Source organism: Streptomyces sp. NPDC020875 (assembly GCF_040641415.1).
Lineage (GTDB): Bacteria > Actinomycetota > Actinomycetes > Streptomycetales > Streptomycetaceae > Streptomyces.
In genome coordinates this window covers 1-23939 of sequence record NZ_JBFADP010000088.1, presented here as the reverse complement: position 1 = coordinate 23939, position 23939 = coordinate 1, and the positions used below count along the sequence as shown (strand labels likewise).

Below are 23939 nucleotides of genomic sequence, written 5' to 3'. Positions count from 1 at the left end.
GCCGGGTCGGTCACACCCGCCGCACGGCGGGTGTCGTCAGGGCCGAGTCCGCGTGCAGCGTGATCCGTACCGGTACGAAGGTGGTGGCGTCCGCGCCTTCGGCCAGTCCACCGCGGGCGAGGGGTGGTACGCGATCCCGAGCGCCGCCATCCGGCCCGCCTGGGCCACCAGCCTCGGCTGATAGTCGTCCCAGCCGATATCGCCCCGGGACCAGCCCTTCTCGGCCGCGCCCAGCAGCCGGGGGAAGGCCATCTGCTCCAGTTCGGCGCTGGTGTCCAGGGTCTCCGTCCACAGCGCCGCCTCGATCCCGACGACCGCGTCCTCCGGCACCCCCTCAGCCGCGAAGTAGCCGCCGGGGTCCCAGTCGTACGACTCGTCGACCTCGACCGTCCCCGCCCAGTGCAGCCCCAGCGGATGGGTCGCCGTGTACTGCATGTCGAGATAGATCCGGTCGGCCGGGGAGAGGATCAGCCGGGCGCCCCGGCGGACCGCGTCGGCGACCTGCTCCCGCTCCTCCTTCTTCGTACCGCCGTAACCCCAGTACTGGGCGATGACGTCCCCGTCGACCCCGGCGCCCGCGATCTGATGCCAGGCGATCGGCTTCTTGCCGTACTTGGCCACCGTCTCCCGGACCCGGTCCATGAAGACCCGGTAGTCCTTCTCCTCGGTGCTGTCGGCCTCGTCACCGCCGATATGGAGGTACTCGCCCGGCGTGAGGGCGGCGATCTCCCGGACCACGTCGTCCACGAAGTCGAACGTCACCGGCTTGCCGACGCAGAGCGTGCTGAAGCCGACATCGGTCCCGGTGTAGACGGGCTTGGCGACCCCGTCGCAGTTCAGCTCCGGATAGGCGGCGAGGGCGGCGGCGGTATGGCCCGGCATGTCGATCTCCGGGATCACCTCCATATGGCGGCTCGCGGCATACGCCACGATCTCCCGGAACTGCTCCTTGGTGTAGAAGCCGCCCTCGCCGCCGCCGACCTCGGTGGCCCCGCCGATCGTGGTCAGCTTCGGCCAGGAGTCGATCGCGATCCGCCAGCCCTGGTCGTCGGTGAGATGGAGATGCAGCTTGTTGATCTTGTACAGGGCGGCCTGGTCGACATAGCGCTTCACCTGGTCGACCGTGAAGAAGTGCCGGGCGACGTCGAGCATCACGCCCCGGTAGGCGTACCGGGGCGTATCGGTGATCGTGCCGCCCGGCACCTGCCACGGGCCCGGCCCCGCGGCCTTCTTCTCGATCGCGTGCGGCAGCAGCTGGCGCAGGGTCTGCACCCCGCGGAAGAGCCCGGCGGGCTCCTTCGCCACCAGGGTCACGGCCGCCGGGGACGACTCCAGCCGGTACCCCTCGTCACCCAGGGCGGCCTCGTCGGGGGCGAGCCTCAGCCTTATCCCGTCGGCGCCGGGACCCGGGTCGAGCGGCAGCTCGAAGCCGGTGGAGGGCCGGAGGATCCCGGCCAGATAGTCGCCGACGGCCCGGACCCCGGGGCGGTCGTCGAACCGGATCGCGGTCCCGGCGGTGATCTCGTACGGCAGCCCCGCCGGGCGGACCTCGGAGGGCGCGGGCACCACATTGCCCAGGGCCGGTACGGCGGTGGGCGCGCGGCGGGCGGACTTGCCGCTGGAGCCGCCGCCTCCCCCGCCGTCGGCGAAACAGCCGACCCCGGCCCCGGCGAGGAGGATCAGGGCACCGATCAGCCGCAGCCCGGGCAGCCGGGCGGGCCGGGCCGGTCCGGGGTGCGGACGGTGCGTCGGTCGGGACAGTCTCACGGGAGGATTCCCTTCAACAGGCGTCTCAACTGGCGGCTCAGCAGGTCCTTCACCGAATGTTCCCCGGTACCGGAGCCCTCGCCATCGTGACCCACGACCGAGGCCAGGTCTAGACCTGGCCGGGTGGAACGATCATCGGATCCACCCGGTCGGCCGGGGCCGCCGAATGAAAGAATCGGCGCATGGCGGAAATCATCCAGAAGGACGGGACCTGGACCTTCGACGGGGACACCGTGCGCATCGTGCCCGGCTCCGACAAGGGCGTGGGGATGCTCCGGCAGACCCTGGGCGAGCTGGCCGTCCCGCTGGAGGCGGTCGCGGGGGCCTCGTACGAGCCGGGCCGCAAGTCCGGGCGGCTCAGACTGCGGCTGCGCAGCGGCGCCGATCCACTGCTCCAGCTCACCGGCGGCCGGCTCAAGGACGGCTCCGACCCCTACCAGCTGAGCGTCGAGAACGACCGGACCGGGGTCGCCGAGTACTTCGTGGACGCGGTCCGCAACGCCCTGCTGATCGAGCAGATCAGCGCCGAACCGGTGGACCGCTATCTGCTGCCGGGCCCGGCCCTGCCGGTCAGCGCCACCGCGGGCGACGGCACGGTCGAGTTCGACGGGGAGCAGATCCGGCTCTCCTGGAACTGGAAGACCGAGGACGCCAAGGCGTCCGGCGGACCCCGGACGATCTCCGTCGGCGATGTCGAGAGCGTCGACTGGCTGCCGCCGACCGGCCTGGAGAACGGGCATCTGCGGTTCACGATGGCCCGGATCCGCTCCTCCGCCCCGGCCAAGTACGACCCGCACGCGGTGGAGCTGTGGGGCTTCCGCAAGGATCCGCTGATGGCGGTGGTCGGCGCGGCCGTGGTGGCGCGGCTGCCGCATCCGTACGCCGGGGAGGCACCGGCCGCCCTGCCCGCCGCCGCCCCCGCCGCGAACCCGGCCGCGAACCCCGCCGACGATCCCGACGCGCTGCTGCGGCGCCTGCGCGAACTGGGCGAACTGCACCGAGCCGGGATCCTCACGGACGACGAGTTCAGTGCCGCGAAGCAGGCCGTACTGAAGCGACTCTGACCCCCGCCCCCACCCGCACCCATGAATCCTGCCCGGAATCGGGCAGGATTCTTGCATCCCGCAGCGTTACCACGCAGTATCGACGGGTGCTCGAACACCGCCGGCCAGGTCGTCCCCCATCCTCCGCGTCGCCACCCTCACACCCTGCGCACGCGCACGACGACCTCATAGACCATCTCGTCCGCACCACCGCGCTGCCGCGCGGCGAGGCGGTCCGGGTCGTCCTCGACGTGCTGGCGTACTTCGACGAGAAGACAGAGATCTACGTCCGCCGCCGCCATCGCGAACTGCAGTCCGGCGGCCTGGCGAACGCCGAGATCTTCGAGCGGATCGCGGCCGAGCTGCCGCACCGCGCCGTGGCGCCCCCGGAGCTGTCGCTCCGGCAGCTGCGCCGCATGGTCTACGGCTGACACCCGATCTCTCACCTACGGAGGGGCAAGAACTTTCATGTGCGGAATTGTCGGATACATCGGTAAGCGTGATGTGGCACCGCTGCTGCTGGAGGGCCTCCAGCGGCTGGAGTACCGGGGGTACGACTCCGCCGGAATCGTGATCACAGGACCCAAGGCGGCCGGGCTGAAGCTGGTCAAGGCCAAGGGCCGGGTCCGCGATCTGGAGGCCCGGGTCCCCAAGCGGTTCGCCGGGACCACCGGTATCGCCCACACCCGCTGGGCCACCCACGGCGCCCCCAGCGACGAGAACGCCCACCCCCATCTCTCGGCCGACCAGAAGGTCGCCGTCGTCCACAACGGCATCATCGACAACGCCTCCGACCTGCGCGCCCGGCTGGAGGCCGAGGGCGTGGTCTTCGCCTCCGAGACCGATACCGAGGTCCTCACCCATCTGATCGCCCGCTCCGCGGCCGAGACGCTGGAGGAGAAGGTCCGGCACGCCCTCAAGGTGGTCGAGGGCACCTACGGCATCGCCGTGATGCACGCCGACTTCGACGACCGGATCGTGGTGGCCCGCAACGGCTCCCCCGTGGTCCTCGGGATCGGCGAGAAGGAGATGTTCGTCGCCTCCGACGTCGCCGCCCTGGTCGCCCACACCCGGCAGATCGTCACCCTCGACGACGGCGAGATGGCCACCCTCAAGGCCGACGACTTCCGTACGTACACCACCGAGGGCTCCACCACCACCGCCACGCCGACCACCGTGGAGTGGGAGGCCGAGTCGTACGACATGGGCGGCCACGACACCTATATGCACAAGGAGATCTCGGAGCAGGCCGACGCGGTCGACCGGGTGCTGCGCGGCCGGATCGACGACCGGTTCTCCACCGTGCACCTCGGCGGGCTCAACCTCGACGCCCGCGAGGCCCGCTCCATCCGCCGGGTCAAGATCCTCGGCTGCGGCACCTCGTACCACGCGGGCATGATCGGCGCCGGGCTGATCGAGTCGCTGGCCCGGATCCCCGCCGACGCCGAGCCCGCCTCCGAGTTCCGCTACCGCAACCCGGTCGTCGACCCCGACACCCTCTACATCGCGGTCTCCCAGTCCGGCGAGACCTACGACGTACTCGCCGCCGTCCAGGAGCTGAAGCGCAAGGGCGCCCGGGTCCTCGGTGTGGTGAACGTGGTCGGCTCGGCCATCGCCCGGGAGGCCGACGGCGGTGTCTACGTCCACGCGGGCCCCGAGGTCTGCGTCGTCTCCACCAAGTGCTTCACCAACACCGTCGTCGCCTTCGCCCTGCTGGCACTGCACCTCGGCCGGATCCGCGACCTCTCGGTCACCGAGGGCAAGCGGATCATCGAGGGCCTGCGCAGGCTGCCGGAGCAGATCGCGGAGATCCTCGCGGCCGAGGACGACATCAAGAAGCTGGCCGAGGAGTACGCGGGCGCCCAGTCGATGATGTTCATCGGCCGGGTCCGCGGCTACCCGGTGGCGCTGGAGGCGTCGCTGAAGCTGAAGGAGATCTCCTACATCCACGCCGAGGCGTACCCGGCGTCCGAGCTGAAGCACGGCCCGCTGGCGCTGATCGAGCCCGCCCTGCCGACCGTGGCGATCGTCCCCGACGACGATCTGCTGGAGAAGAACCGGGCGGCGCTGGAGGAGATCAAGGCCCGCAGCGGCCGGATCCTGGCGGTGGCCCACCGGGAGCAGGAGAAGGCCGACCACACGGTCGTCGTCCCGAAGAACGAGAACGAGCTGGACCCGATCCTGATGGGCATCCCGCTCCAGCTCTTCGCCTACCACACGGCCCTCGCCATGGGCCGTGACATCGACAAGCCACGGAACCTGGCGAAGTCCGTGACCGTCGAGTAACCCGCCGTACGCGACGAGGGCGGCGGTACGGGTCCGGACCCGTACCGCCGCCCTCGTATACGACGGCGTATGCCCCGCGCGACACCGCCCCGGCCCGGTGGCTCCGGTCGCGTACCGGCGTACCGTTCCCCCGCGCGTCGCCGCCGGGCCGCGCGGGGGAACTCCGGCCGGAACCGGCGCGCCGGCCCGGCCCGCGCCCGCTCAGCCGGTGGCCGTCACTCCCCGGCCCGCGGCGCGTCCCTCGAAGGTCGGCAGATCGGCCAGGGCGGCCGTCGCCCCGTACCAGGACGCCAGACCAGCGGCCACCGCGACCCAGCCGCCCGCCTCACCGAGCCCGCCGGAGTCGGCGAGCGCGCCGATCCCGGTCAGCGCCATGGCGACCGCCAGCAGCCCGTACGCGCCCTGGACCAGGGAACCCCGGGTGGCCCCGGCCGTCAGGCTCAGCGCCAGCAGAGCCCAGAGCAGGGCGAACAGACCCGCCGCCTCCGCCGACCCGACCTCGCCGACCGCGGTGCCCCAGGTGAACCAGAAGGCGCCGAGTCCGGCGAAGGCCGTCCCCGTACCCGTGTCCCGGTCGCGGAACGCGAGCAGTCCTGCGATGAACAGTGCGACACCGCCGACCCAGGTGGCGACCGCGGAGGCGTCGGCCGCCGCCACGTTGTCGACGACACCGGTCGCTCCGATGCCGAAGGCCAGCAGGGTCAGGCCGAGGGCGAGCTGGCCGAGTGTCGTGGAACCGGCGCTTCCCGCGGAGACGTCCTTGCTCACGGCGGGCTCCCTTCCTGTCTGTTCGGTTGTCGGCGCATAGCTGCGCGGTCGTGGTGCTCCGTAGCTCCGTACTGGTGTGGTCCGTACGGCCGTTCGAGGCCGTGATGTACCCCGTTATGTACCCTTCACGAGCGCACAAAGCACCTCTGCGGGGCGGTAAATTTCCGGGAATTCCCGGCGGCGGAGGAGGAGTTGGGCGCCGAGGGCCGTTCGGGCCGTGGACTCAGGGCCGGGGCCCGGACCTCAGGGCCGTCGCTCCGGCCGAGGGCGGGGGCGGGTCAGGGGATGACGACGACGGGGCGCTGGGCGCGCCGGGCCAGCCGCCCCGCGACCGAGCCGAAGATCCGGCCGACGATGCCGTGGGTGGAGCCGACCACGATGGCGTCGGCCGAGTACTCCCGGCCGACCTCCTCCAGCTCGTGGCAGATGTCGCCGCCGCGCTCCACCAGGATCCAGGGGACCTCGGCCAGATAGTCGGCGCAGGCCAGCTCCAGGCCCAGGACCTCGGTCCGGTGATCGGGCACGTCGACGAAGACGGGCGGTTCGCAACCGGCCCAGACCGTCGTCGGCAGCCGGTTGGCGACATGCACGATGATCAGACCGGAGCCGGAGCGTACGGCCATCCCGATCGCATAGGCGAGCGCCCGCTCACTGGAGGTCGATCCGTCGAAGCCGACGACGACGCCGTGCCGGAACGCCGGATCGCACGAAGGGCGCGTTTCTTCCGCCGCTCGCAGATCCGACAAGGGGTCGGCTACCTGCTTGCGGTCAGCGGGTTCGGGGATCTCGTGACCGGCCATCGGTGTCTCGGCGAAGAAGGTCCTCTGCGGGAACGGGGGGAGGGGAGAACAACAGGACAGACTGTGCGGTGCTGTGTCCGGGAATCATCTTCCCTGGCCCATACCCGTAAGGGTACGGCGACACTCCTCTCCTGCCCAGAGGCCGCCGCCCCAACCGGGCGTCCCCCGGAGCATGCCTGAGGCCGTCCCCGTTGGCAATGCCGTGTGGCGTCTACAGCCGACCGGAAGCCGCCGTCCGCCCACCCGGGCCCGGACCACCTGCGACGGGACACGGGCCGGAGCGCCGGAACCGGGACGGCGCACGGGCGGCGGGGCGCTTTCGATCCGGCCGCGCGCTCCGGAATCCGTCGTATCCCAGGTCACGGCCCGGAGCGCGGGGAGTACGGTCCGCTCCCGTTCGGCCGCGGCCCATGCGGGTCGAGGCACCGCGTGCCGCAGTGACCGGAAGGCGGCGGTCCTCGTTGGCCCCTCGGACACCCCCGCCGTCCCCGCCGCCCCCGCCGTCAGGAGAAAGCCTTTCGTGCCGACGCACCCGTCCGCCGCCGGGCGGACCGCCTGCCCGGCCCCGCCGGAGTCCCCGCCCTCGCCGCCCGTCACCGGTTCCGGCCCTGCGGGCGCCCCTGGTGTCCCTCATGCCTCCGACGTGTCCGGCACCTCTCACACCCCGGGCGTCCCAGGGGTCCCGGGCGTCCCGGGCTCCGCCGAGGCGGCGGACGACGTCGTCCGGTGGGCCGCCTTCAGCTGTCTGCTCGTCCCGGTGGTCCTCGTCGGCTACGGCGCGTCCGTCGGCGGGGCGGCGGCCGCCGCCCTCGGCCTGGCCGCGGTCACCGCCGCCTGCCGGGTACTGCTGCGCCGTTCCGAGCGCAACGCCTCCCGGCCCCGCCCCGAAGCGGCCGGGGAAGACCGCGCGCACCCGGCACACGGGGTGGGTACGGGGGCTCGCGGGCAGACCGGGGGCGCATTCGGACATCCCCCGGGAGAGTGAGCGGGATCCGGCCCGTTCCCGTCGTCGTACCCGTATGATTTCAGCCAAGTTCGCGCAGGCGTACATCCCTTGGGGAAATGGCCTGCCAACCCCCTTGTCAGCAGGCGGGAAAGGGTCTTCGGCGAGATGCGCACCCTACGGGGACGGGCCATGCACGACAGGCCCACTTCCCTGCGCGGCTTGCAGATGGAACGCTTCGTGATCGAATGCTTCGCGCCAAGTTGCCCGACAGACATAGCGGGGCATGCCGAACTTGTCTCGTCGGCACCACGGGACGCAGTAGATTCGATCATGAGTATCGAAGGCTCGGGTACTCGCGCAAAACCGAGGGGAACAGTGCAGAAGCGAACGGCCCGGAAAGAACGGGGAGACGCGAACACCGAGGGGGGCTTAGCGTCATGAGTCAGGACTCCGCCGCACCGGAGGCAGCACGAAAGCTCTCCGGGCGCCGGCGCCGGGAAGTCGTCGCGGTACTGCTGTTCAGCGGCGGCCCCATTTTCGAGAGTTCCATACCGCTCTCGGTGTTCGGTATCGACCGCCAGGACGCCGGAGTACCCCGCTACCGACTGCTCGTCTGCGCAGGCGAGGAGGGACCGCTGCGGACCACCGGCGGCCTCGAACTCACCGCGCCGTACGGGTTGGAAGCGATCAGCCGGGCGGGGACCGTGGTGGTGCCCGCGTGGCGCTCCATCACATCACCGCCGCCGCCCGAGGCGCTCGACGCGCTGCGCCGCGCCCACGAGGAGGGCGCCCGGATCGTCGGACTGTGCACGGGGGCCTTCGTGCTCGCCGCCGCCGGTCTGCTGGACGGCCGTCCGGCGACGACGCACTGGATGTACGCGCCGACGCTGGCCAAGCGGTACCCGTCCGTCCATGTCGATCCGCGGGAGCTCTTCGTCGACGACGGCGATGTGCTCACTTCGGCCGGAACGGCCGCCGGAATCGATCTGTGTTTGCACATCGTGCGCACCGACCACGGTACGGAAGCGGCCGGGGCGCTCGCCCGCAGGCTGGTCGTTCCGCCCCGGCGCAGCGGTGGGCAGGAGCGCTATCTGGACAGGTCTTTACCAGAGGAAATCGGGTCGGACCCGTTGGCCGAGGTCGTCTCGTGGGCGCTGGAGCATCTTCACGAACAGTTCGACGTGGAGACCCTGGCGGCCCGGGCGTACATGAGCCGACGCACGTTCGACCGGCGATTCCGATCCCTGACCGGCAGCGCGCCGCTCCAGTGGCTGATCACCCAGCGGGTCCTCCAGGCCCAGCGGCTGCTGGAGACCTCCGACTACTCGGTGGACGAGGTCGCGGGCCGCTGCGGCTTCCGGTCGCCGGTGGCGCTGCGCGGCCACTTCCGGCGCCAGCTGGGGTCCTCCCCGGCGGCCTACCGGGCCGCTTACCGGGTCCGGCGTCCACAGGGCGAGCCGGCACCGCCCTCGGTGGTGGAGTCGGTGGTCCCGACCCAGGTCAGGCGGGGACCGGGGATTCCGCCCGGGCTGCCGCCGGAGCTGGGGAAGCCTCCGCAGGGGGTGTACGCGGCGGGTCCGGGGCGCCCGAGTCTGCCCGGCCAGCGGAGTGCGCCATAAAGTGGACGCATGAACGATCGCATGGTGTGGATCGACTGCGAGATGACCGGGCTCTCGCTGGACGACGACGCACTCATTGAGGTGGCCGCCCTGGTCACCGACTCGGAACTGAATGTGCTCGGCGACGGGGTGGACATCGTGATCCGCCCGCCGGACGCCGCGCTGGAATCGATGCCCGAGGTGGTGCGGCAGATGCACACCGCCTCGGGCCTCCTCGACGAGCTGGCGGGCGGTACGACGCTGGCCGACGCAGAGGCCCAGGTCCTGGCGTACGTCCGCGAGCATGTGAAGGAGCCGGGGAAGGCCCCGCTCTGCGGGAACTCCGTCGGCACGGACCGGGGCTTCCTCGCCCGGGACATGTCGGCGCTGGAGCAGTACCTCCACTACCGGATCGTGGACGTCTCCTCGGTGAAGGAGCTGGCCCGCCGCTGGTACCCGAGGGCGTACTTCAACAGCCCGGAGAAGAACGGCAACCATCGGGCGCTGGCGGACATCCGTGAGTCCATCGCCGAGCTGCGGTACTACCGCGAGGCGGTCTTCGTACCGCAGCCCGGTCCGGACTCCGACACCGCGAAGTCGATCGCGGCGAAGCATGTGGTGAAGGCGGGCTGAGAGGCCCGGGAGCCCTGTTCGGACAGGGTTCGACCGGAGTCGGACCGGGGATGGGAAAACCCTGGCGCGAGCACCCTCCGGAACCCTGTACACTTTTTCTCGGCCGGTCGGAAAAACGACCGGTCATGGTGGGTGTAGCTCAGCTGGCAGAGCACCTGGTTGTGGTCCAGGATGTCGCGGGTTCAAGTCCCGTCACTCACCCTGCAGGGCCCAAGGGCCCCGATCCTCGGATCGGGGCCCTTGGCTGTTTCCGGGGGTCGGCCCCGTCCGCCGGGAACGGTTCGCGCCGGGTCGCGAGCGACCGCCGGCGGCGCCGGGGCGGGCGGCCGGGATCCGGGGCGGGGCCCCGGGCACAAGAAGACGCGCGCCCCGGTCGGTGTGGGGGGATGGGATCCGACCGGGACGCGCGGTGGGGGGTGTGGTGCGATGGTTCGTCGAGTACCGCCGAGGAGGCGGTGCACAGCACGTTACCGGCCCATGAAGAAGAGGAGCGGACATTCCGGGCGGAGGCCCGGGTTCTTAGGGTGGCGTTAAGGGCCGCATCGGAACCCGTTAACCCGGCGGCCGTACGAGATCTCTCCAGGGCCCGGAAACCCGCACCCCGGGGGTGTCTCCGGGGCATCACCCGGGGATCGCCCGCCGGCCTCCACGGCCCGGAGACCGGCGCGGTCGCGCGGGGCCGCGTACAGCCTCGTACGCGGGTACGGGCGGCTTCCGGGGCCCCGGCGCCGCCAGGGGGCGCGGCACCCCGCGTGCGCGCCGGTCAGAAGCCGCCGCGCGCCCTGCGGCCCGCCGGTATCAGGGTACGCGCCCGGCGGTCCGGCACCCGGTGCCCCCTGCGGCGCTCCTCCGGGTCGGCGGCCCGGGTGTCGAGCCCGATCCAGATCCGTACCTCCGTACCGCCGAGCACGGAGCTGCCGATCCGGACGTCCCCGCCGGTGGACTCGGCGACCCGGCGGACGATGTCCAGGCCGAGGCCGGTGGAGCCGTCGCGGGCGCCGTTGTTGCCCCGGACCAGCGCGGCGGCCGGGTCGGCGATCCCGGGGCCCGCGTCGGAGACCAGGACGATCACCGCGTCCTCCCCGTTGTGGACGTCGACGGAGAAGGCGGTGCCCTCGGGGGTGTGCCGGAAGACATTGCCCAGCAGGGCGTCGAGGGCGGCGGCCAGCTCGGGGCGGGCGACCGGGATGCGTACGGGGCGGTCGACGCCCGCGACCCGGACCTTGCGGCCCTCGTCCTCGGCGAGCGCCGACCAGAAGTCCATCCGCTCCCTGACCACCTCGGAGGCGTCGCAGCCGGCCCCGGCCCCGATCGGGGTGGTCTGCGGCTTCGCCTCACGGGCGGTTCTGATGATGATGTCGACCTCGCGTTCGAGCTGCTCCACGGCGGCCCGGGTCTGTTCGGCGGCGGGTCCGTCGCCGAGCGACGCCGCGTTCAGCCGCAGTACGGTCAGCGGGGTACGGAGCCGGTGCGAGAGGTCGGCGGCGAGTTCGCGTTCGTTGGCGAGCAGCTGGACCACCTGGTCGGCCATGGCGTTGAAGGCGATCGCGGCGGAGCGCAGTTCGGTGGGGCCCTCCTCGGGCACCCGGGCGCCGAGTTTGCCCTCCCCCAGTTCCCGGGCGCCGCCCGCGAGCCGTTTGGCGGAGCGGACCATCCGGACGCCGAGCCGGTCGGCGACGGCGACCGAGCCGACGATCAGGGCGACCCCGACCCCGGCGAGCATCAGCCAGGCGGTGACGATGTCCCGGCTCATGTCGGGGTTGGGGACGAAGACCTCGACGACGGCGACCTTGCCGTTCCGCAGTACGGTCGGCTGGAGCAGGGCCGTACCGCCGTTCACCTTGGTGGTGGAGACCCGGAGCAGCTGCTGGACGTAGGCGTAGTCGGCCCGTCCGGCACGGGGGGTGCCGATGTCCACGGCGGGTTCGACCCCGTCGGCCGGGACATGGATGGACAACTCGCCCGAAGTTCCCGCGGTGGTGGCCAGCAGGGCGATCTCCAGCGGGGCCCGCTCGGTGGTGATGGACAGGGTCGGGGCGATGGCGGCCGCCTGGCGCTCGGCGTTGGAGAGCGCCCTGTCCCGCGCCATCTCCTTGATCACGAGCCCCAGTGGTACGGCGAAGGCGACGACGACCATGGTGGTGACGGCCAGTGCGACCTTGACCAGCGCCCATCTCATCTCTGATGACCTCGTTGGTGTTCCGTTTGTCCGGTGGGGGGTTCGAGCTTGACTCCGACTCCGCGGAGGGTGTGCAGATAGCGCGGCCGGGCGGCGGTCTCTCCGAGTTTCCGTCGCAGCCAGCTCAGATGGACGTCGATGGTCTGGTCGTCGCCGTAGCTCTGCTGCCAGACCTCGGCGAGCAGTTCCTTGCGCGGCACGACGACACCGGGGCGGCCGGCGAGAAAGGTCAGCAGGTCGAACTCTCGGCGGGTCAGATCGAGGGGGGAGCCGTCGAGTTCGGCCTGGCGGCGCAGGGGGTCGATGGAGAGTCCGCCGACCTGGATCACCCGTGAAGGCGGGGCTTCTCCGACGGTGGCACGGGATCGCCGCAGCACCGCAGCCATCCTCGCCGACAGATGCTCCACGGAGAAGGGCTTGGTGAGATAGTCGTCGGCACCGTCGTTGAGAAGCCGGACGATCTCGCTCTCGTCGTCCCTGGCGGTGGCGATGATCACGGGTACGTCGGTGATTCCGCGGAGCATCTTCAGCGCCTCCGACCCGTCGAGGTCGGGCAGGCCGAGGTCGAGAATGACCACGTCGAACCGGAAATGAGCAACCTCACGCAGCGCCTCCAGGGCCGTACCGACACTCCGGACCGTGTGGGACGCCTCGGTCAGGTGCCGGATCAGGGCGGAGCGTACGAACTGGTCGTCCTCGACCACGAGCACACTTGCCATGGGCGGCACCGTACGCCATCCGGAGTACCCCGGTCCCGGCACGTAGTGCCTCTCGGGCCACTCCGCCTCGGCCCGGACGAGGAGTTGGCGGAATCCGGTGATCCGGAGCCGGGTCATCCCTTTGGGGACACGAACGGGGTACGTGGTGCAGTATGGCCCCGATGCGTAGAGGACTTGTACATGCCATGGCGTGGACGCTGTCCACCGGGGCGGCGGTCACGTTGTCGTGGTGGGGCGTCCACACGGTGATGTCGGGAACCGCGTACGACCGGCCGGTCGCCGTACCGATCAACGCCGGGGAGGACCCGACCACCCAGGCGAAGCCGAGGGTTTCCGAGACCCATCGGCCGCCTTCGCGTACCGCCGATCCGCCGGCGAAGACGGTGGACTCGCCGGGGACCCGTACCCCCGGCGCCGGCTCGGTCTCCGACGGCCGGGAGAACGTCTCCGACAATCCGGTGACCGACCGTCCGACCCCGGACACCCGGCCGCCCGGGGTCACCGGTACGCCCGTGGCGTCCGATCCGACGGGGAATCTGAAGGGCGTCACCGTCAACGGCGGCCGGGTGGTGTTCGACATGGGCCCGGCGTCGGCGGAGCTGGTGACGGCGACGCCCAACGAGGGCTGGCGGATGGAGATCTGGCGCGAGTCCACCTATATCCGGGTGACGTTCACCGGTGACGAGCGGGAGATCTCGGTCTTCGCCATCTGGAACGGGCACCCGCCGAGGATCGACCAGGACGAGCGCCCGGCGCCGTAGGCCCGGCGAACCGCGCACCGGAACGGGCGCGTCCGGATCGCCCGCGGCACGCCCCCCGGGTCGGTCTACGGCTCCCGTCAGGTGAAGGTGCCCGGGGGCGGCGGCGGGGACGGGCGGGCCGCCGCGTCGGTGACGGGAAGCGCGCCGCCGGTGAAGTCGGCGAGGGTACGGCCGTGTTCGACCCGGCCCGGGTGCGGATCGCTCGCCACCCTGCGGGTCAGCTCGGCGATCGGCAGTCCGACGGCGGCACCGACCAGGATCGCGTTCCCGAAGAGCCGCCCGCGCAGTACGGCCGGATCGGCGGCGAGGGCCAGTTCGGGGAAGACCTCGGCCGCCGTGGCGATCTGGCCGCGCAGATGGGCCAGCGGGGCGCCGTCGGTGATGTTGGCCGCGTACCAGCCGTCCGGCGCCAGCACCCGGCGGACCTCCGTCAGGAATTCGACGGTGGTCAGATGCGCCGGGGTACGCGCCCCGGCGAAGACATCGGCGATCACCAGATCGATCCGGCCGTCGGGGATCCTGGCCAGGGCGGCCCGGGCGTCGGCGGTCCTGACCCGGATCCGGGCCCGGGGGTCCAGCGGCAGCCGGCCGCGGACGAACTCCACCAGCCGTCCGTCGACCTCGACCACCTGCTGGGTCGAGCGGGGGCGGGTGGCCGCGACGTACCGCGCCAGGGTGAAGGCGCCGCCGCCGAGATGCAGGGCGTGTACGGGCCGCCCGGCCGGGGCGGCGAGATCGGCGACATGGCCGAGCCGCCGCTGATAGGCGAAGGAGAGCCGCTCGGGGTCGTCCAGGTCCACATGGGACTGCGGGGCGCCGTCGACCAGCAGCTCCCAGGCACGGGGGCGCTCGGGATCGGGCACCAGTTCGGCCGTACCGCCGTCGACGGGCGCGGTGGCCGGTCCCGGCTCCCCGGGCCCGGCCTCCGTAGCGCCTCTCCGTCTGTTTCTCGCCATCCGGCCATTATCGGCCCCGGACTCCGAAGAAGCGTTTCCTCAGAGGCTTGGGCCCGGATCGCGAGCCGTACGGTACGCGGTGTGCCCGGACGCCGGGCACGGTGGTGATACGACGGCGGGGCGCCGTCAGCTACAGCGGTCCACGACCTCGATCAGCCGGGCGGCCTCCCCCAGCGCCTCCCGCAGCACCTCGGGATCGGTGACCTTCTCGGCCCCCTCGGGCGGCAGCAGCCAGCCGCCGCCGTCCGGCCCCGCGGTCTCGGTACACGCGCTGCCCGGAACGTCCCAGCCGTCCGCCGTACCGGGCGGGACGAGGAAGCCGAGGGTGTCGCAGGCGTTGTCGTGGAGGACCGGGCCGACCGCGGGCGCGGCCGTACGCCGCAGGATGTCCACGGCCTCCAGGCCCTGCCGGGTGGGCACGGTCACCAGATCGCACGGCTCGGGAGCGGGGCCGCCGGGGGGCGCGCCGCGACCGCTCCCGGCACGATCGGAGGCGCGGTCGGCGGGGCGGTCGGCGGGGTCCGCCGGGTGGTCCAGGGCCCGGTCCGGGGTGCCGCCCCGGCCGATCCGCCCGGCGCCGTTCCGCCCGATGCCGCCGATACCGCTGACGCCGCCGATGCCGTTGTGACAGTCACGGCCGTCGTGTTCGTCGTAGCCGTCCCGACCGCCGTGACCATCACGTCCGCTCCGTCCGTCACGACCGCCGCGGACACCGCCGACGCTGGGCTCCATGCCGGCTTCCAACAAGAGGATCCCCTCCTCATACACCACGAGACACGGATTGCGCCTCCAAGGGGTTCAACGCCGGAAAGCGTCAAGGGCTACGGCAACACTCCGCCGCAAAGGATGGCAGTTCATGGCAGATCCGGGGGGAGTTATCCCTTTTGTAGCCAAAGTCCCGGTGAACCGCCCCGTTCAGCCGGTACGTTCGGCCTCGCCGGGAACAACGGTGTACCGAGAGAGGGTCGGCATGGCGTCGTCGGCACGGACATCGCGGCAGACCGTACCGGTCCCCAACGACGCCTTCCGGCGGCTGCGCGGCCACCGCTCCCCCGGCGAGTTCGCGGCGGCCGTACGCAAGGCCGCCCGGGAGATCGGCGAGCAGGTGTCCTGCGACGCCCGGTACATCGGGCGGGTGGAGGCGGGCGAGATCCGCTGCCCGAACTACGCCTACGAGCGGGTGTTCCGGCATATGTTCCCGGGGCTCGGGCTCACGGACCTGGGGTTCACGGCCCGGGAGCAGGTACGGCGCGGCAGGACGGGCCGGTCCTCCCCGGGCACCGGACCGACCGTGGTCCGGGAACGGGAACGGGAGCCGGTCCCGGGGCGGATCCCGGGGCCGGTGTCGGTCCCGGTGCGGGAAACGGTCCCGGTACCGGGGGCGTGGCACGAGGCGGGCGGGAAGGGGGGCGGAAACGGCGGAACCGGCGGTACCACGATCGAACAACGCGAGAACGACGAGGAGAGCGACGTGTTGCGTCGCGCATTCATGACGGGCGGCTCCGCCACGGTGGCGTCCGCGACCTTCGGCCCCGTACTCGGGGCCGTCCTCGGCGCCCTGCCGGAGCAGGGCCCCGTAGCGGCGAAGCGCCGGGTCGGCGAGACCGAGGTAGAGGCCGTCGAGGACGCGGTCCGGCAGATCCGGGTACTGGACGACCGGCACGGCGCCGACGGCCTCTACCAGCGGGCGGCCCAGCCGCTGCGGGCCGCGTACGCCCTGCTGGACTCCGGGGTGACCGCGCATCGCGCGACCGCCGACCGGCTGCACGCGGGCGCGGGCGAACTGGCCATCTCCGTCGGCTGGCTGGCCCATGACTCGGGACGGCTGGACGACGCCCGGTCCCACTACGCGGAAGCGCTGGCGACCGCCCGGATGTCCGGTGACGCGGGCCTGGAGGCGCACGCCTTCTCCAACGCGTCCTTCCTCGCCCGGGACGCCGGACGCCACCGGGAGGCCGTCCGGTCCGCCCAGGCGGGCGGGCGGGCCGCCCGGGACCTGGGCTCGCCCCGGCTCCGCTCCCTGCTCGCCCTGCGCGAGGCGGGCGGCTGGGCCGGGCTCGGGGACCGGGCGGACTGCGAGCAGTCCCTGGGGCGGGCGCATACCCACTTCGCGGGCGGCGCGACGGACCAGGACCCCGAGTGGATGTCGTTCTTCGGGGAGCCCGAGCTGGAATTCCTCCAGGCCCAGTGCTGGGCCCGGCTCGGCGACTGGCCCCGGGCCATCCACCATGCCCGGCGGGCGGCGGCGGTGGAGGACCACCGCTTCACCCGCAATCTGGCCCTCTACCGGGCCGAACTGGCGACGTCCCTGGCGCGCTCCGGCGAGTACGAGGAGGCCGCGGCGGCGGGCCGGGAGGCGCTGGCCCTGCTGGAGGGGGTCCGCTCGTCCCGGATCCAGTCCATGATCGACACCACGGCGGCGCTGCTGGCACCACACCGGGCGGCGGAGAGCGTCGGCGCCTTCCTGGACTATCGGGACGCGCAGGCCCTCCGGGTCTGACGGACCGGCGGCACGGCCCGTCCCGTACCGGCGGTACGAAACGACCGGCGGTGCGAGGCAGGGCGGCGGTGCGAGGCGTACCGGCGGCGGTGCGGGCGGGGCGTCGGTACGAGGCGGGGCGGGGCGAGCGGTGGGGAAACGGCCGCCCCGGCCCTGACGGAGACCCGTACCCGGGTCAGGGCGACCAGGTCACCCGGTGGTTGGAGAGATGCTCCCAGGTGGTCATCATCGCCTCCCAGCCGTCCGGGAACTTGACCGTGACACCCAACTGGACCGGCTCGGTGGACGGATGGGCGTCGAGGAGTTCCGGCACACCCGCTCGGCAGACCACCACACACGCGTGGCGGTGGCGCGACGCCAGTACGCAGAGCCTGCCCGTCTCCAGATGGAACGCCGTGGCGTCCGGGCGGCCCGACAGCGGATGGAGCACCACCGTCAGATCGAACTCCCGGCCCTGGAGCCGGTTCGCCGTGTCCACGGTCACATCGTGGACCCCGAGTTCGGCGAGGGCCGCCCGGACGGCCGCCGCCTGATCCCGGTGGGCCGTACCGACCGCGATCCGGTCCGCCGTGACCGGAGTCGGCTCCGCCCCCGCCACGGCCGTCGCCGCGCCCCCGCGGTCCAGCACCCTGCGGACCACCAGGGCCACGGCCCGTACCGCCTCCGGGTCCGTCCGGGGCGTCAGCCGCGGCGGCAGCTCCAGCAGCCCCCAGCCGGACGCCGCGGCCTCGTCCACGACCCGGTCGCAGGCCGAACCGTCGGAGGGGACGCCGAAGCTCAGCAGCCGGTCCCCGTGATCCGTACCGCTGCGGAAGGGGGCGTACGGATAGAACGCGTCGGAGACCAGCGGCGCGGCGGACGCGGGCAGCCGCCAGGACACCGGGAGCCGGTGCTGCGGCAGCTCGGGATTGTGCGAGAGCAGGGTGGAGACGGCGCTCGCCGACGGATCGTACGACAGCCCGGCCCACTGGTCGGCGCCGACAATCGAGAACGGGTCCAACTGGCCCGGATCACCCACGAACAGGGCCCGCTCGAAGAGCCCGGCGACGGCGAGCAGCGCGTCGGAACGCATCTGGTACGCCTCGTCCACGATCGCGTGCCCCCACGGCTCCACCCCGCGCACATGGCCCCACTTCGCGGCCGTGGAGATCACCACGGCCAGCCCGGCGAGATCCCCCGCCTTCGCGGACTTCCGTACGGACGGGAGGCCGTCGAGCGCCTTGTCGTACGGATCGGGGTCATTGCTGTGGAGCCGCCCGACGGGCAGATCGGGGTCCTTCTCGGCGAGCCGCAGCACCAGATCGTCGACCTGCGCGTTGGTCTGGGCGATGACCATCAGGGGCCGCCCGGCGGCGGCCAGTTCGCGGGCGGCGCGGACCACGAGGGTGGACTTGCCCGCACCGGGCGGCGAGTCCACGACCACCCCCCGGGACGTGCCGTGCAGGGTGTCCGCCAGGATCCGCTCGGTGGCCAGTGCGGCGGCCGCGCCGGGGTCGAACCCGGACCGGTCGCCGGGAACGGGGCCAGGGGCGGGGGCGGGGCCTCGGCCTGGGCCCGGGGCGGTCGTCACAGCAGGTCCTCCGTGGTCACGGGGTCGGGATCCTCCACCGACGCGGACGGCGGCCCGCCGTGCGTCCAGGGGGTGTCCTCGGGCTCGGGCAACTGCGGCCCGCCCCGCTGATCGTGTTCGAACAGGGTCCAGGCGATCAGATCGCCCTTCGCCGGTACGGAACCGGGCGCGGGGTCCTTCGACCGGCCCATCCGGTCCAGCAGCCGCAGCACCAGCGACCCGTCCTCCTCACGGACCACCAGCTCGGCCGACTGCGGGCGGCCCTCCAGCGACCGGTAGACCTTGACCCGCTCGCCCAGATGCGGCCGGTCGTCGGTCCTGATCGTGACCAGCGGGCGGGGCGACGGGCGCTTCGACTCCGACCAGGCCATCACCACCTCGGTGACCTCACCCGTGAACGCCTCGCCCGCCAGCCGCCGCCCCGCCAGCACCAGCGGATCGTCCAGCGCCTCCTGGGCGTCCAGCTCGGCCTGCGCGGTCTCCCGGGTCACCAGCTTGCGGGCCGCCGTCACCGCGTCGTCCCGGCGCGGCTGCGGCGGCTCACCGGCCCTGACCCGGTCCCGGTGACCGGTGAACGACCAGCGGTCACGCGTCCAGCGATCCGCCACCCGGGCGCCCTCCGGCAGCTCCCGCAACAGATCGACGGCGTGCCACACGGCATGCCAGGTCGGCTCCAACTGCGTCAGCAACAACCGCCGGATCTCCCGCTCGGCCACGGTCAGCTCACCGAACCAGCCCTCCGCGCGGGAGCCCTCCTCGGCGGCGGCCAGCCGCAGCCGGAGCCGGTCATAGCTCTCCACGGCCGGAGCGAGCAGCCGATTGTCGAAGACCGGGTCGGTCGCGGGCCCGGCGGGCGGGCACAACAACTGCCCCCGCTCGTCCCGGCCCAGCTCGGCCACGAGCGCCGCGTCCGCCCCCGACCGCCCCTCCGGCGGATCGATCCAGGCCAGCAGCGCGCCCAGATGCTGGTCCTCCAGAGACGACTGGCCCGTCGCCCAGTGCCGGTTCAGCAGATCGGTCGCCGCCAGCAGCAGCGAAGAGCCGGGGACCCGGGCGCGCTCCGCGTAATGCGTGAACCAGCGGCCCAGCATCGGCACCCTCGGCGGCGCGGGATACGCCGCCTCCGGATCCTCCTCGGCGGTCCGGCGGAACCGCGTCGACCGGCCCAGCATCCGTACGTACTCGACGGCGGCCCGGCCCGGAACGATGATCTGCGGCGCGTCGAGACAGAGCTCCGCCTCCACCTTGGTGCGCTTACCGGTCTCCGGATCCGTACCCGAACGCTCGACCGGTTCGACGGCGTCGGCGAACTCCTCCAGAAACGGCAGCACGACATCCGCCAGCTCGGCGAGGAAGGCGAACCGGAGATCACGGTCCCGGGGCTGCGCCACGGTCAGCAGCCTCGGCGCGTCCCGGTCGGTCCCCACCAGCGCGCCCAGCGGGGCACCCGCCTCGCCCGCGGTCGTCAACGGCACGAACACGAGGGGCCGCTCGCCGAGATACCGATGCCGCACGGTCGCGGCGGGCTGCGCCCGCCCCGCCTCCAGGGCCTCCAGCCGGGCGAGCGTGGCGATCAGACTCATCGGCCACCGCCACGGGGGGCTCGCGGGGTTCCTCGCGCTCCTGCCGGTGCCGCCGGGTGAGGCGGCTCCGGCGGGCGGGCAGCGCCGTGCGACTCGACGCCGGTGGCCGACCGCGGGCCGTGCGTGGCTTGTCGCGCAGTTCCCCGCGCCCCTGAAGGCGCTTCCCGGCCAAGCGCCTGACGCGGGCGGGCAACGCCGTGGGGTTCCATGCCGAGATCCGACCGCGGGCCGTCGGTGGCCGATCGCGCAGTTCCGCCCCCTATGCCTTCGGCAATGGGGGGACCCCCAGCGCCTCGGCTCTCCGGGCCGGGCCCGCACAAGACAAGATCCCGGACCAATCCGTTGCATCCCGACCGCGGCCCGTCTGTGGTCGTTCGCGCAGTTCCCCGCGCCCCTGAAGGCGCTTCACCGTGGGGCGCCTGCTGCGGGCGGGTGTCGAGGTGGCGCTCCATGCAGAGATCCGACCGCGCGCCGTCGGTGGATGATCGCGCAGTTCCCCGCGCCCCTGGAAGCGCTTCACCGTGGGGCGCCAGGATCAGGCGGGGAGCTCCGGGCAGCTCGATGCCGAGATCGGACCGCGCGCCGACCGTGGCCGGGCGCGCGGTTCCGCGCGCCCCTGGAAGTGCTTCCCGGCGAGGCGCCTGGTGCGGGCGGGTGTCGATGTGGAACCTCATGCGAGGGCCTCCGTGCGGAGGGTCGCGGCGCGGCGGAGGGCGGCCACCGCGGGGTCCGTGGGGTCACCCGCCGTGCCGCGGGCCGCCGCCAGGACCTCGGCGACCGTCGTCAGACCACCCAGCTCACCCCGGACCGACCGGCCCAGCGCCTCGATCGCGCCCGCCTCCCGGGCCCGGTCCCGGCAGTGGAAGGCCAGCTCGCACGCGGCCAGACACTCGGGCGCGTACGCAGCCGGGACACAGGCGACGGCCGCCGACAGCTCCTCCGGCGTCCGCTCCGGGTCGAACGTCGTCCCCTCCGGGAGCGCCGCCGCGATCTCCTCGACCCGGGTCAGCCTGGCCAGCTGGCGGCGGGTCACGGCGAGCTGCTTACGGATGTCCACCATCGAGCCCGTGGGCAGATTGGAGAAGTCCTTGGGGCAGACCAGCAGCACGCTCTCGGCGACCCGCGCCCCCGGCGTGACCATGGCCGTCCGCGCCAGCGCCAGCGCGTACACCGCCGCCTGCCGGGCCGCCGCGCCCACCTTCGCCGCGTCCGCGGAGCCGTCGAGCATCGGGAAGGACTTGATCTCGACCACTGTCCACCCGCCGTCGGGGCCCACGACCACCCCGTCCGGCTCCAGATAGACCGGCGAGCCCGCCACCTCCAAGGCGAGCAGCGGATGCCGGAGCAGGGTCCAGCCGCCCTCCGCCGTGGCCTCGCGCAGCGCCAGCGCCGTACGGGCCGCCCGGCCCTCGGGGCCCGCCGCCGTCAGCTCGGGCAGCCGGAACCCCTCGGCATCGTCCACCCCCAGCAGCCGCATCAGCTCGGCGCCCCCGTCGGAGACGACCCTCGCCTCGAACGCGTTGCCCCGCATGAAGGCGAACTGGGACTGGCCGAAAGCGGCCGGAGACCCCAGGGCCGCCGCCAGCGCGCCCTTGTCCACCCCGGCACCGTCCAGCAGCGCACGGCGGGCACAGCCCGGATTGGCCGCGAGGGCCGCCAGGGCGCGGGCATCCAGCGGCCGGGGGCGGTGCGCCGGGCCGCGCAGCTCGGCGAGCCGCTGCCGCAGTGGCGGCGCGGAGGGCGTCGGCGGCGCGGAGTCGGCCGACCGCCCGGGACCCGACGGCTCAGGCCCGGCCGGACCCCGCGGCGGATCCTGCGGCGGCACCGGACCCGCCCGGCGTGGCGCCGGAGGGGTGGCCCGCGGGGTCCGCGGGACGGCTTGAGGTGTCTGCGGTGCCTGCGGCGGAGGAGGTCCGCTGCCCTGGGATGCGCTCACCCGTCGAAGTGTGGCATCCGCCACCGACAACCGGGGCCACGACCGGAGATCCGGCACCCGCGGCCACCGTCGTGTGCTCCGTCCCGGCTGCGGTGCTGCCGGCTCCGGTACGTCCCGCGACCCGGTCCCGTACCCGGTCCGCGAACCGCATCGCCGGCTTCGCCAGCAGCAGGCCCAGCATCATCACGGCCACACCCGCGACCGCGTCCAGGAAGTAGTGGTTGGCCGTGCCCATGACCACGATCACGGTCACGGTCGGGTAGGCCACGCCGAGCGTCCGCAGCAGCGGCGTACGGCCGAAGCGCCAGAGCATCACACCGCACCACAGGGCCCAGCCGACATGCAGACTCGGCATCGCCGCGTACTGGTTCGTGAAGCCGCCCATCCCGCGCGGCGCGCTGGCCTCCGCGCCCCACCAGCCGTACGAGCTGTACTGCGCCATGGTGTCCACGAAGCCGTACCCGGCGTCCAGCAGCCGGGGCGGACAGGTCGGCATCAAGGTGAAGCCGACCAGCCCGAGGAGGGTCGACACCATCAACCAGGTCCGGGCCGCCCGGTACCGCGCGGGGCGGCGGCGGAACAACCAGACCAGGACCACGGGCGTGACCAGGTAGTGCAGGGACGCGTAGAGGAAATCGGCGGGCACGCCGATGATCGCGTGCTCGGTGAAGAGGCGGTTGAGGGGTGTCTCCAGGTCCAGAGAGACCGCCTGCTCCGCCTTGAGTATCGCGATGCCGTTGTCGACGGCCGTCGTCACGTCGCCGCGGGCGAGGAGACGGCCCGCCGAATAGGCGACGTACACCAGCGCCAGCAACAGCAGCTCGGGCCACCAGCGCGGCCGGTAAGCCGTGGTGGTGGCCGTGGTGTGCGTCATCCGAACGTTCCCCCTCGTGCGCGTACTCCGGTGGGCCGGAGACCGGCCACCGGCTAACCGTACGGTGTACGGGCCGGTGCCGGGTCGGCGGGTACCGGCCTAGGGATGGACGCGTACGGCGAGGCACGGGTTGCGTCGGGGGCGGGGCTTTCACCGGGGCGGGCACCCGGGGCCGGGCGGGGGCAGGACCCGGCGGCGGGGCCGGGGCGAGGCCGGGGCGGGCTCCCAGGTCATATGCCCCGACCATGCATGATGGAGGACCACTGTCCGATCATCAGGGGGCACCCGCACCATGGCACCGCGCATTCTGCTCGTCCGGCACGGCCAGACCGAATGGTCCCTCTCGGGCAGACACACCGGCCGCACCGACCTCCCCCTCGTCGAAGAAGGCGAACGCGGCGCCGGACTCCTCGGCGAACGGCTGCGGCGCTCCCCCTGGAACGGACTGCCGGACGTCACCGTCCGCACCAGCCCCCTCGCGCGGGCCGCGCAAACCTGCGAACTCGCCGGATTCGGCGACCGGGCCGAACCATGGGACGCGCTCATGGAATGGGACTACGGCGCCTACGAGGGCCTCACCACACCCCAGATCCGCGCCGACGGGCGCCCCGAATGGGTCATCTGGCGGGACGGCGTCGAAGGCGGCGAGACCCTCGCGGACGTCGCGCGGCGCGCGGACGAGGTCGTGGCGGAAGTCCGCTCCGGCGACCGCGACACACTCGTCTTCGCCCACGGCCACATACTGCGCGTCCTCTGCGCGCGCTGGCTCGGCCTCGACCCGGCCTTCGCGGCCAGGATCGCCCTGGCCCCCGCGTCCCTCTCAATCCTGGGCTGGGCATACGGGGACCCGGCGCTGGAGATCTGGAACGACACGGGGCACATGGAGGGGGGCCGCTAAACGCCTCCCGCTTTGGGGTCCCCGCCTGGTGTGGGGTTGCCTGTGCCCAGGCGGGGCGGTTCGCGCCTCAGGCGCCGGCGGGGCTGTTGAAGATGTGACCGTCACTCCAGCGGTATGCGGGC

General features: G+C 72.8%; 20 protein-coding genes and 1 tRNA gene. 10 read left to right on the top strand and 11 right to left on the bottom strand.

Annotated features, from left to right (window positions below; translation table 11 throughout):
- Positions 1–36: 36 nt before the first annotated feature.
- Positions 37–1767, bottom strand: a complete 1731-nt coding sequence (locus AB0G74_RS32380) for a beta-N-acetylhexosaminidase (RefSeq protein WP_361153698.1) — start codon at positions 1765–1767, stop codon at positions 37–39.
- A gap of 182 nt (positions 1768–1949) precedes the next feature.
- Between AB0G74_RS32380 and AB0G74_RS32375 the strand changes: the two genes are divergently transcribed.
- The 3 genes from AB0G74_RS32375 to glmS all read left to right on the top strand — a co-directional run bounded on the left by AB0G74_RS32375 (position 1950) and on the right by glmS (position 5096).
- Positions 1950–2831 carry a DUF4429 domain-containing protein gene (locus AB0G74_RS32375; protein WP_361153696.1) on the top strand — a complete coding sequence of 294 codons (882 nt, stop codon included), beginning with the start codon at positions 1950–1952 and terminating at the stop codon, positions 2829–2831.
- Positions 2832–2998: 167 nt separating this feature from the next.
- On the top strand, positions 2999–3241 hold the full coding sequence (locus AB0G74_RS32370; protein ID WP_361153710.1) for a hypothetical protein: 243 nt from the start codon (positions 2999–3001) through the stop codon (positions 3239–3241).
- A gap of 37 nt (positions 3242–3278) precedes the next feature.
- Positions 3279–5096, top strand: coding sequence for a glutamine--fructose-6-phosphate transaminase (isomerizing) (glmS, locus tag AB0G74_RS32365; protein ID WP_361153693.1), 1818 nt, complete (start codon positions 3279–3281; stop codon positions 5094–5096).
- Positions 5097–5297: 201 nt separating this feature from the next.
- Here the strand turns inward: glmS and AB0G74_RS32360 are convergent, their stop codons facing one another.
- Positions 5298–5864, bottom strand: a complete 567-nt coding sequence (locus AB0G74_RS32360; RefSeq protein WP_361153690.1) for a GPR1/FUN34/YaaH family transporter — start codon at positions 5862–5864, stop codon at positions 5298–5300.
- A gap of 278 nt (positions 5865–6142) precedes the next feature.
- Positions 6143–6664, bottom strand: coding sequence for a universal stress protein (locus tag AB0G74_RS32355; protein WP_358824136.1), 522 nt, complete (start codon positions 6662–6664; stop codon positions 6143–6145).
- Between the two features lie 745 nt (positions 6665–7409).
- Between AB0G74_RS32355 and AB0G74_RS32350 the strand changes: the two genes are divergently transcribed.
- The 4 genes from AB0G74_RS32350 (at position 7410) to AB0G74_RS32335 (ending at position 10042) form a co-directional block, all read left to right on the top strand.
- The gene (locus tag AB0G74_RS32350; RefSeq protein ID WP_361153708.1) at positions 7410–7649 is read left to right on the top strand and encodes a hypothetical protein; all 240 of its coding nucleotides are present in this window, start codon (positions 7410–7412) and stop codon (positions 7647–7649) included.
- Between the two features lie 398 nt (positions 7650–8047).
- Entirely contained in the window at positions 8048–9229 is a 1182-nt protein-coding gene (locus tag AB0G74_RS32345; RefSeq protein WP_361153687.1) for a helix-turn-helix domain-containing protein, read from the top strand.
- A gap of 9 nt (positions 9230–9238) precedes the next feature.
- On the top strand, positions 9239–9841 hold the full coding sequence (gene orn / locus AB0G74_RS32340) for an oligoribonuclease (protein WP_361153685.1): 603 nt from the start codon (positions 9239–9241) through the stop codon (positions 9839–9841).
- A 128-nt stretch (positions 9842–9969) separates the two neighbouring features.
- Positions 9970–10042 (top strand) — tRNA-His (locus tag AB0G74_RS32335).
- A 562-nt stretch (positions 10043–10604) separates the two neighbouring features.
- On the opposite strand, the gene AB0G74_RS32330 is transcribed toward AB0G74_RS32335, so the two are convergent.
- A complete protein-coding gene (locus AB0G74_RS32330; protein ID WP_361153682.1) occupies positions 10605–12020 on the bottom strand; it encodes a HAMP domain-containing sensor histidine kinase in 1416 nt (471 codons plus the stop codon).
- Positions 12017–12739, bottom strand: a complete 723-nt coding sequence (locus AB0G74_RS32325; protein ID WP_358824131.1) for a response regulator transcription factor — start codon at positions 12737–12739, stop codon at positions 12017–12019. The genes AB0G74_RS32330 and AB0G74_RS32325 overlap by 4 nt, the downstream gene beginning before the upstream one ends.
- A 185-nt stretch (positions 12740–12924) precedes the next feature.
- Here AB0G74_RS32325 and AB0G74_RS32320 point away from each other — a divergent pair, with 185 nt between their 5' ends.
- Positions 12925–13500, top strand: coding sequence for a hypothetical protein (locus tag AB0G74_RS32320; protein WP_361153679.1), 576 nt, complete (start codon positions 12925–12927; stop codon positions 13498–13500).
- Positions 13501–13577: 77 nt separating this feature from the next.
- On the opposite strand, the gene AB0G74_RS32315 is transcribed toward AB0G74_RS32320, so the two are convergent.
- Both AB0G74_RS32315 and AB0G74_RS32310 read right to left on the bottom strand, forming a co-directional pair.
- Entirely contained in the window at positions 13578–14456 is an 879-nt protein-coding gene (locus tag AB0G74_RS32315; RefSeq protein WP_361153676.1) for a fused MFS/spermidine synthase, read from the bottom strand.
- Positions 14457–14582: 126 nt separating this feature from the next.
- The gene (locus tag AB0G74_RS32310) at positions 14583–14993 is read right to left on the bottom strand and encodes a hypothetical protein (RefSeq protein ID WP_361153706.1); all 411 of its coding nucleotides are present in this window, start codon (positions 14991–14993) and stop codon (positions 14583–14585) included.
- Positions 14994–15426: 433 nt separating this feature from the next.
- On the opposite strand from AB0G74_RS32310, the gene AB0G74_RS32305 reads away from it, so the two are divergent.
- On the top strand, positions 15427–16956 hold the full coding sequence (locus tag AB0G74_RS32305) for a tetratricopeptide repeat protein (RefSeq protein ID WP_361153673.1): 1530 nt from the start codon (positions 15427–15429) through the stop codon (positions 16954–16956).
- 175 nt (positions 16957–17131) lie between these two features.
- Here AB0G74_RS32305 and AB0G74_RS32300 read toward each other — a convergent pair whose 3' ends face one another.
- The 4 genes from AB0G74_RS32300 to AB0G74_RS32285 form a co-directional block, all read right to left on the bottom strand.
- A complete protein-coding gene (locus tag AB0G74_RS32300) occupies positions 17132–18430 on the bottom strand; it encodes an AAA family ATPase (RefSeq protein WP_361153703.1) in 1299 nt (432 codons plus the stop codon).
- 92 nt (positions 18431–18522) lie between these two features.
- A complete protein-coding gene (locus AB0G74_RS32295; protein ID WP_361153671.1) occupies positions 18523–20109 on the bottom strand; it encodes a hypothetical protein in 1587 nt (528 codons plus the stop codon).
- A 670-nt stretch (positions 20110–20779) separates the two neighbouring features.
- The gene (locus AB0G74_RS32290) at positions 20780–21835 is read right to left on the bottom strand and encodes a hypothetical protein (protein WP_361153700.1); all 1056 of its coding nucleotides are present in this window, start codon (positions 21833–21835) and stop codon (positions 20780–20782) included.
- A gap of 58 nt (positions 21836–21893) precedes the next feature.
- Positions 21894–22919, bottom strand: coding sequence for a phosphatase PAP2 family protein (locus tag AB0G74_RS32285; protein WP_361153668.1), 1026 nt, complete (start codon positions 22917–22919; stop codon positions 21894–21896).
- A 292-nt stretch (positions 22920–23211) separates the two neighbouring features.
- On the opposite strand from AB0G74_RS32285, the gene AB0G74_RS32280 reads away from it, so the two are divergent.
- The gene (locus AB0G74_RS32280; RefSeq protein WP_361153665.1) at positions 23212–23817 is read left to right on the top strand and encodes a histidine phosphatase family protein; all 606 of its coding nucleotides are present in this window, start codon (positions 23212–23214) and stop codon (positions 23815–23817) included.
- Positions 23818–23939 lie beyond the last annotated feature (122 nt).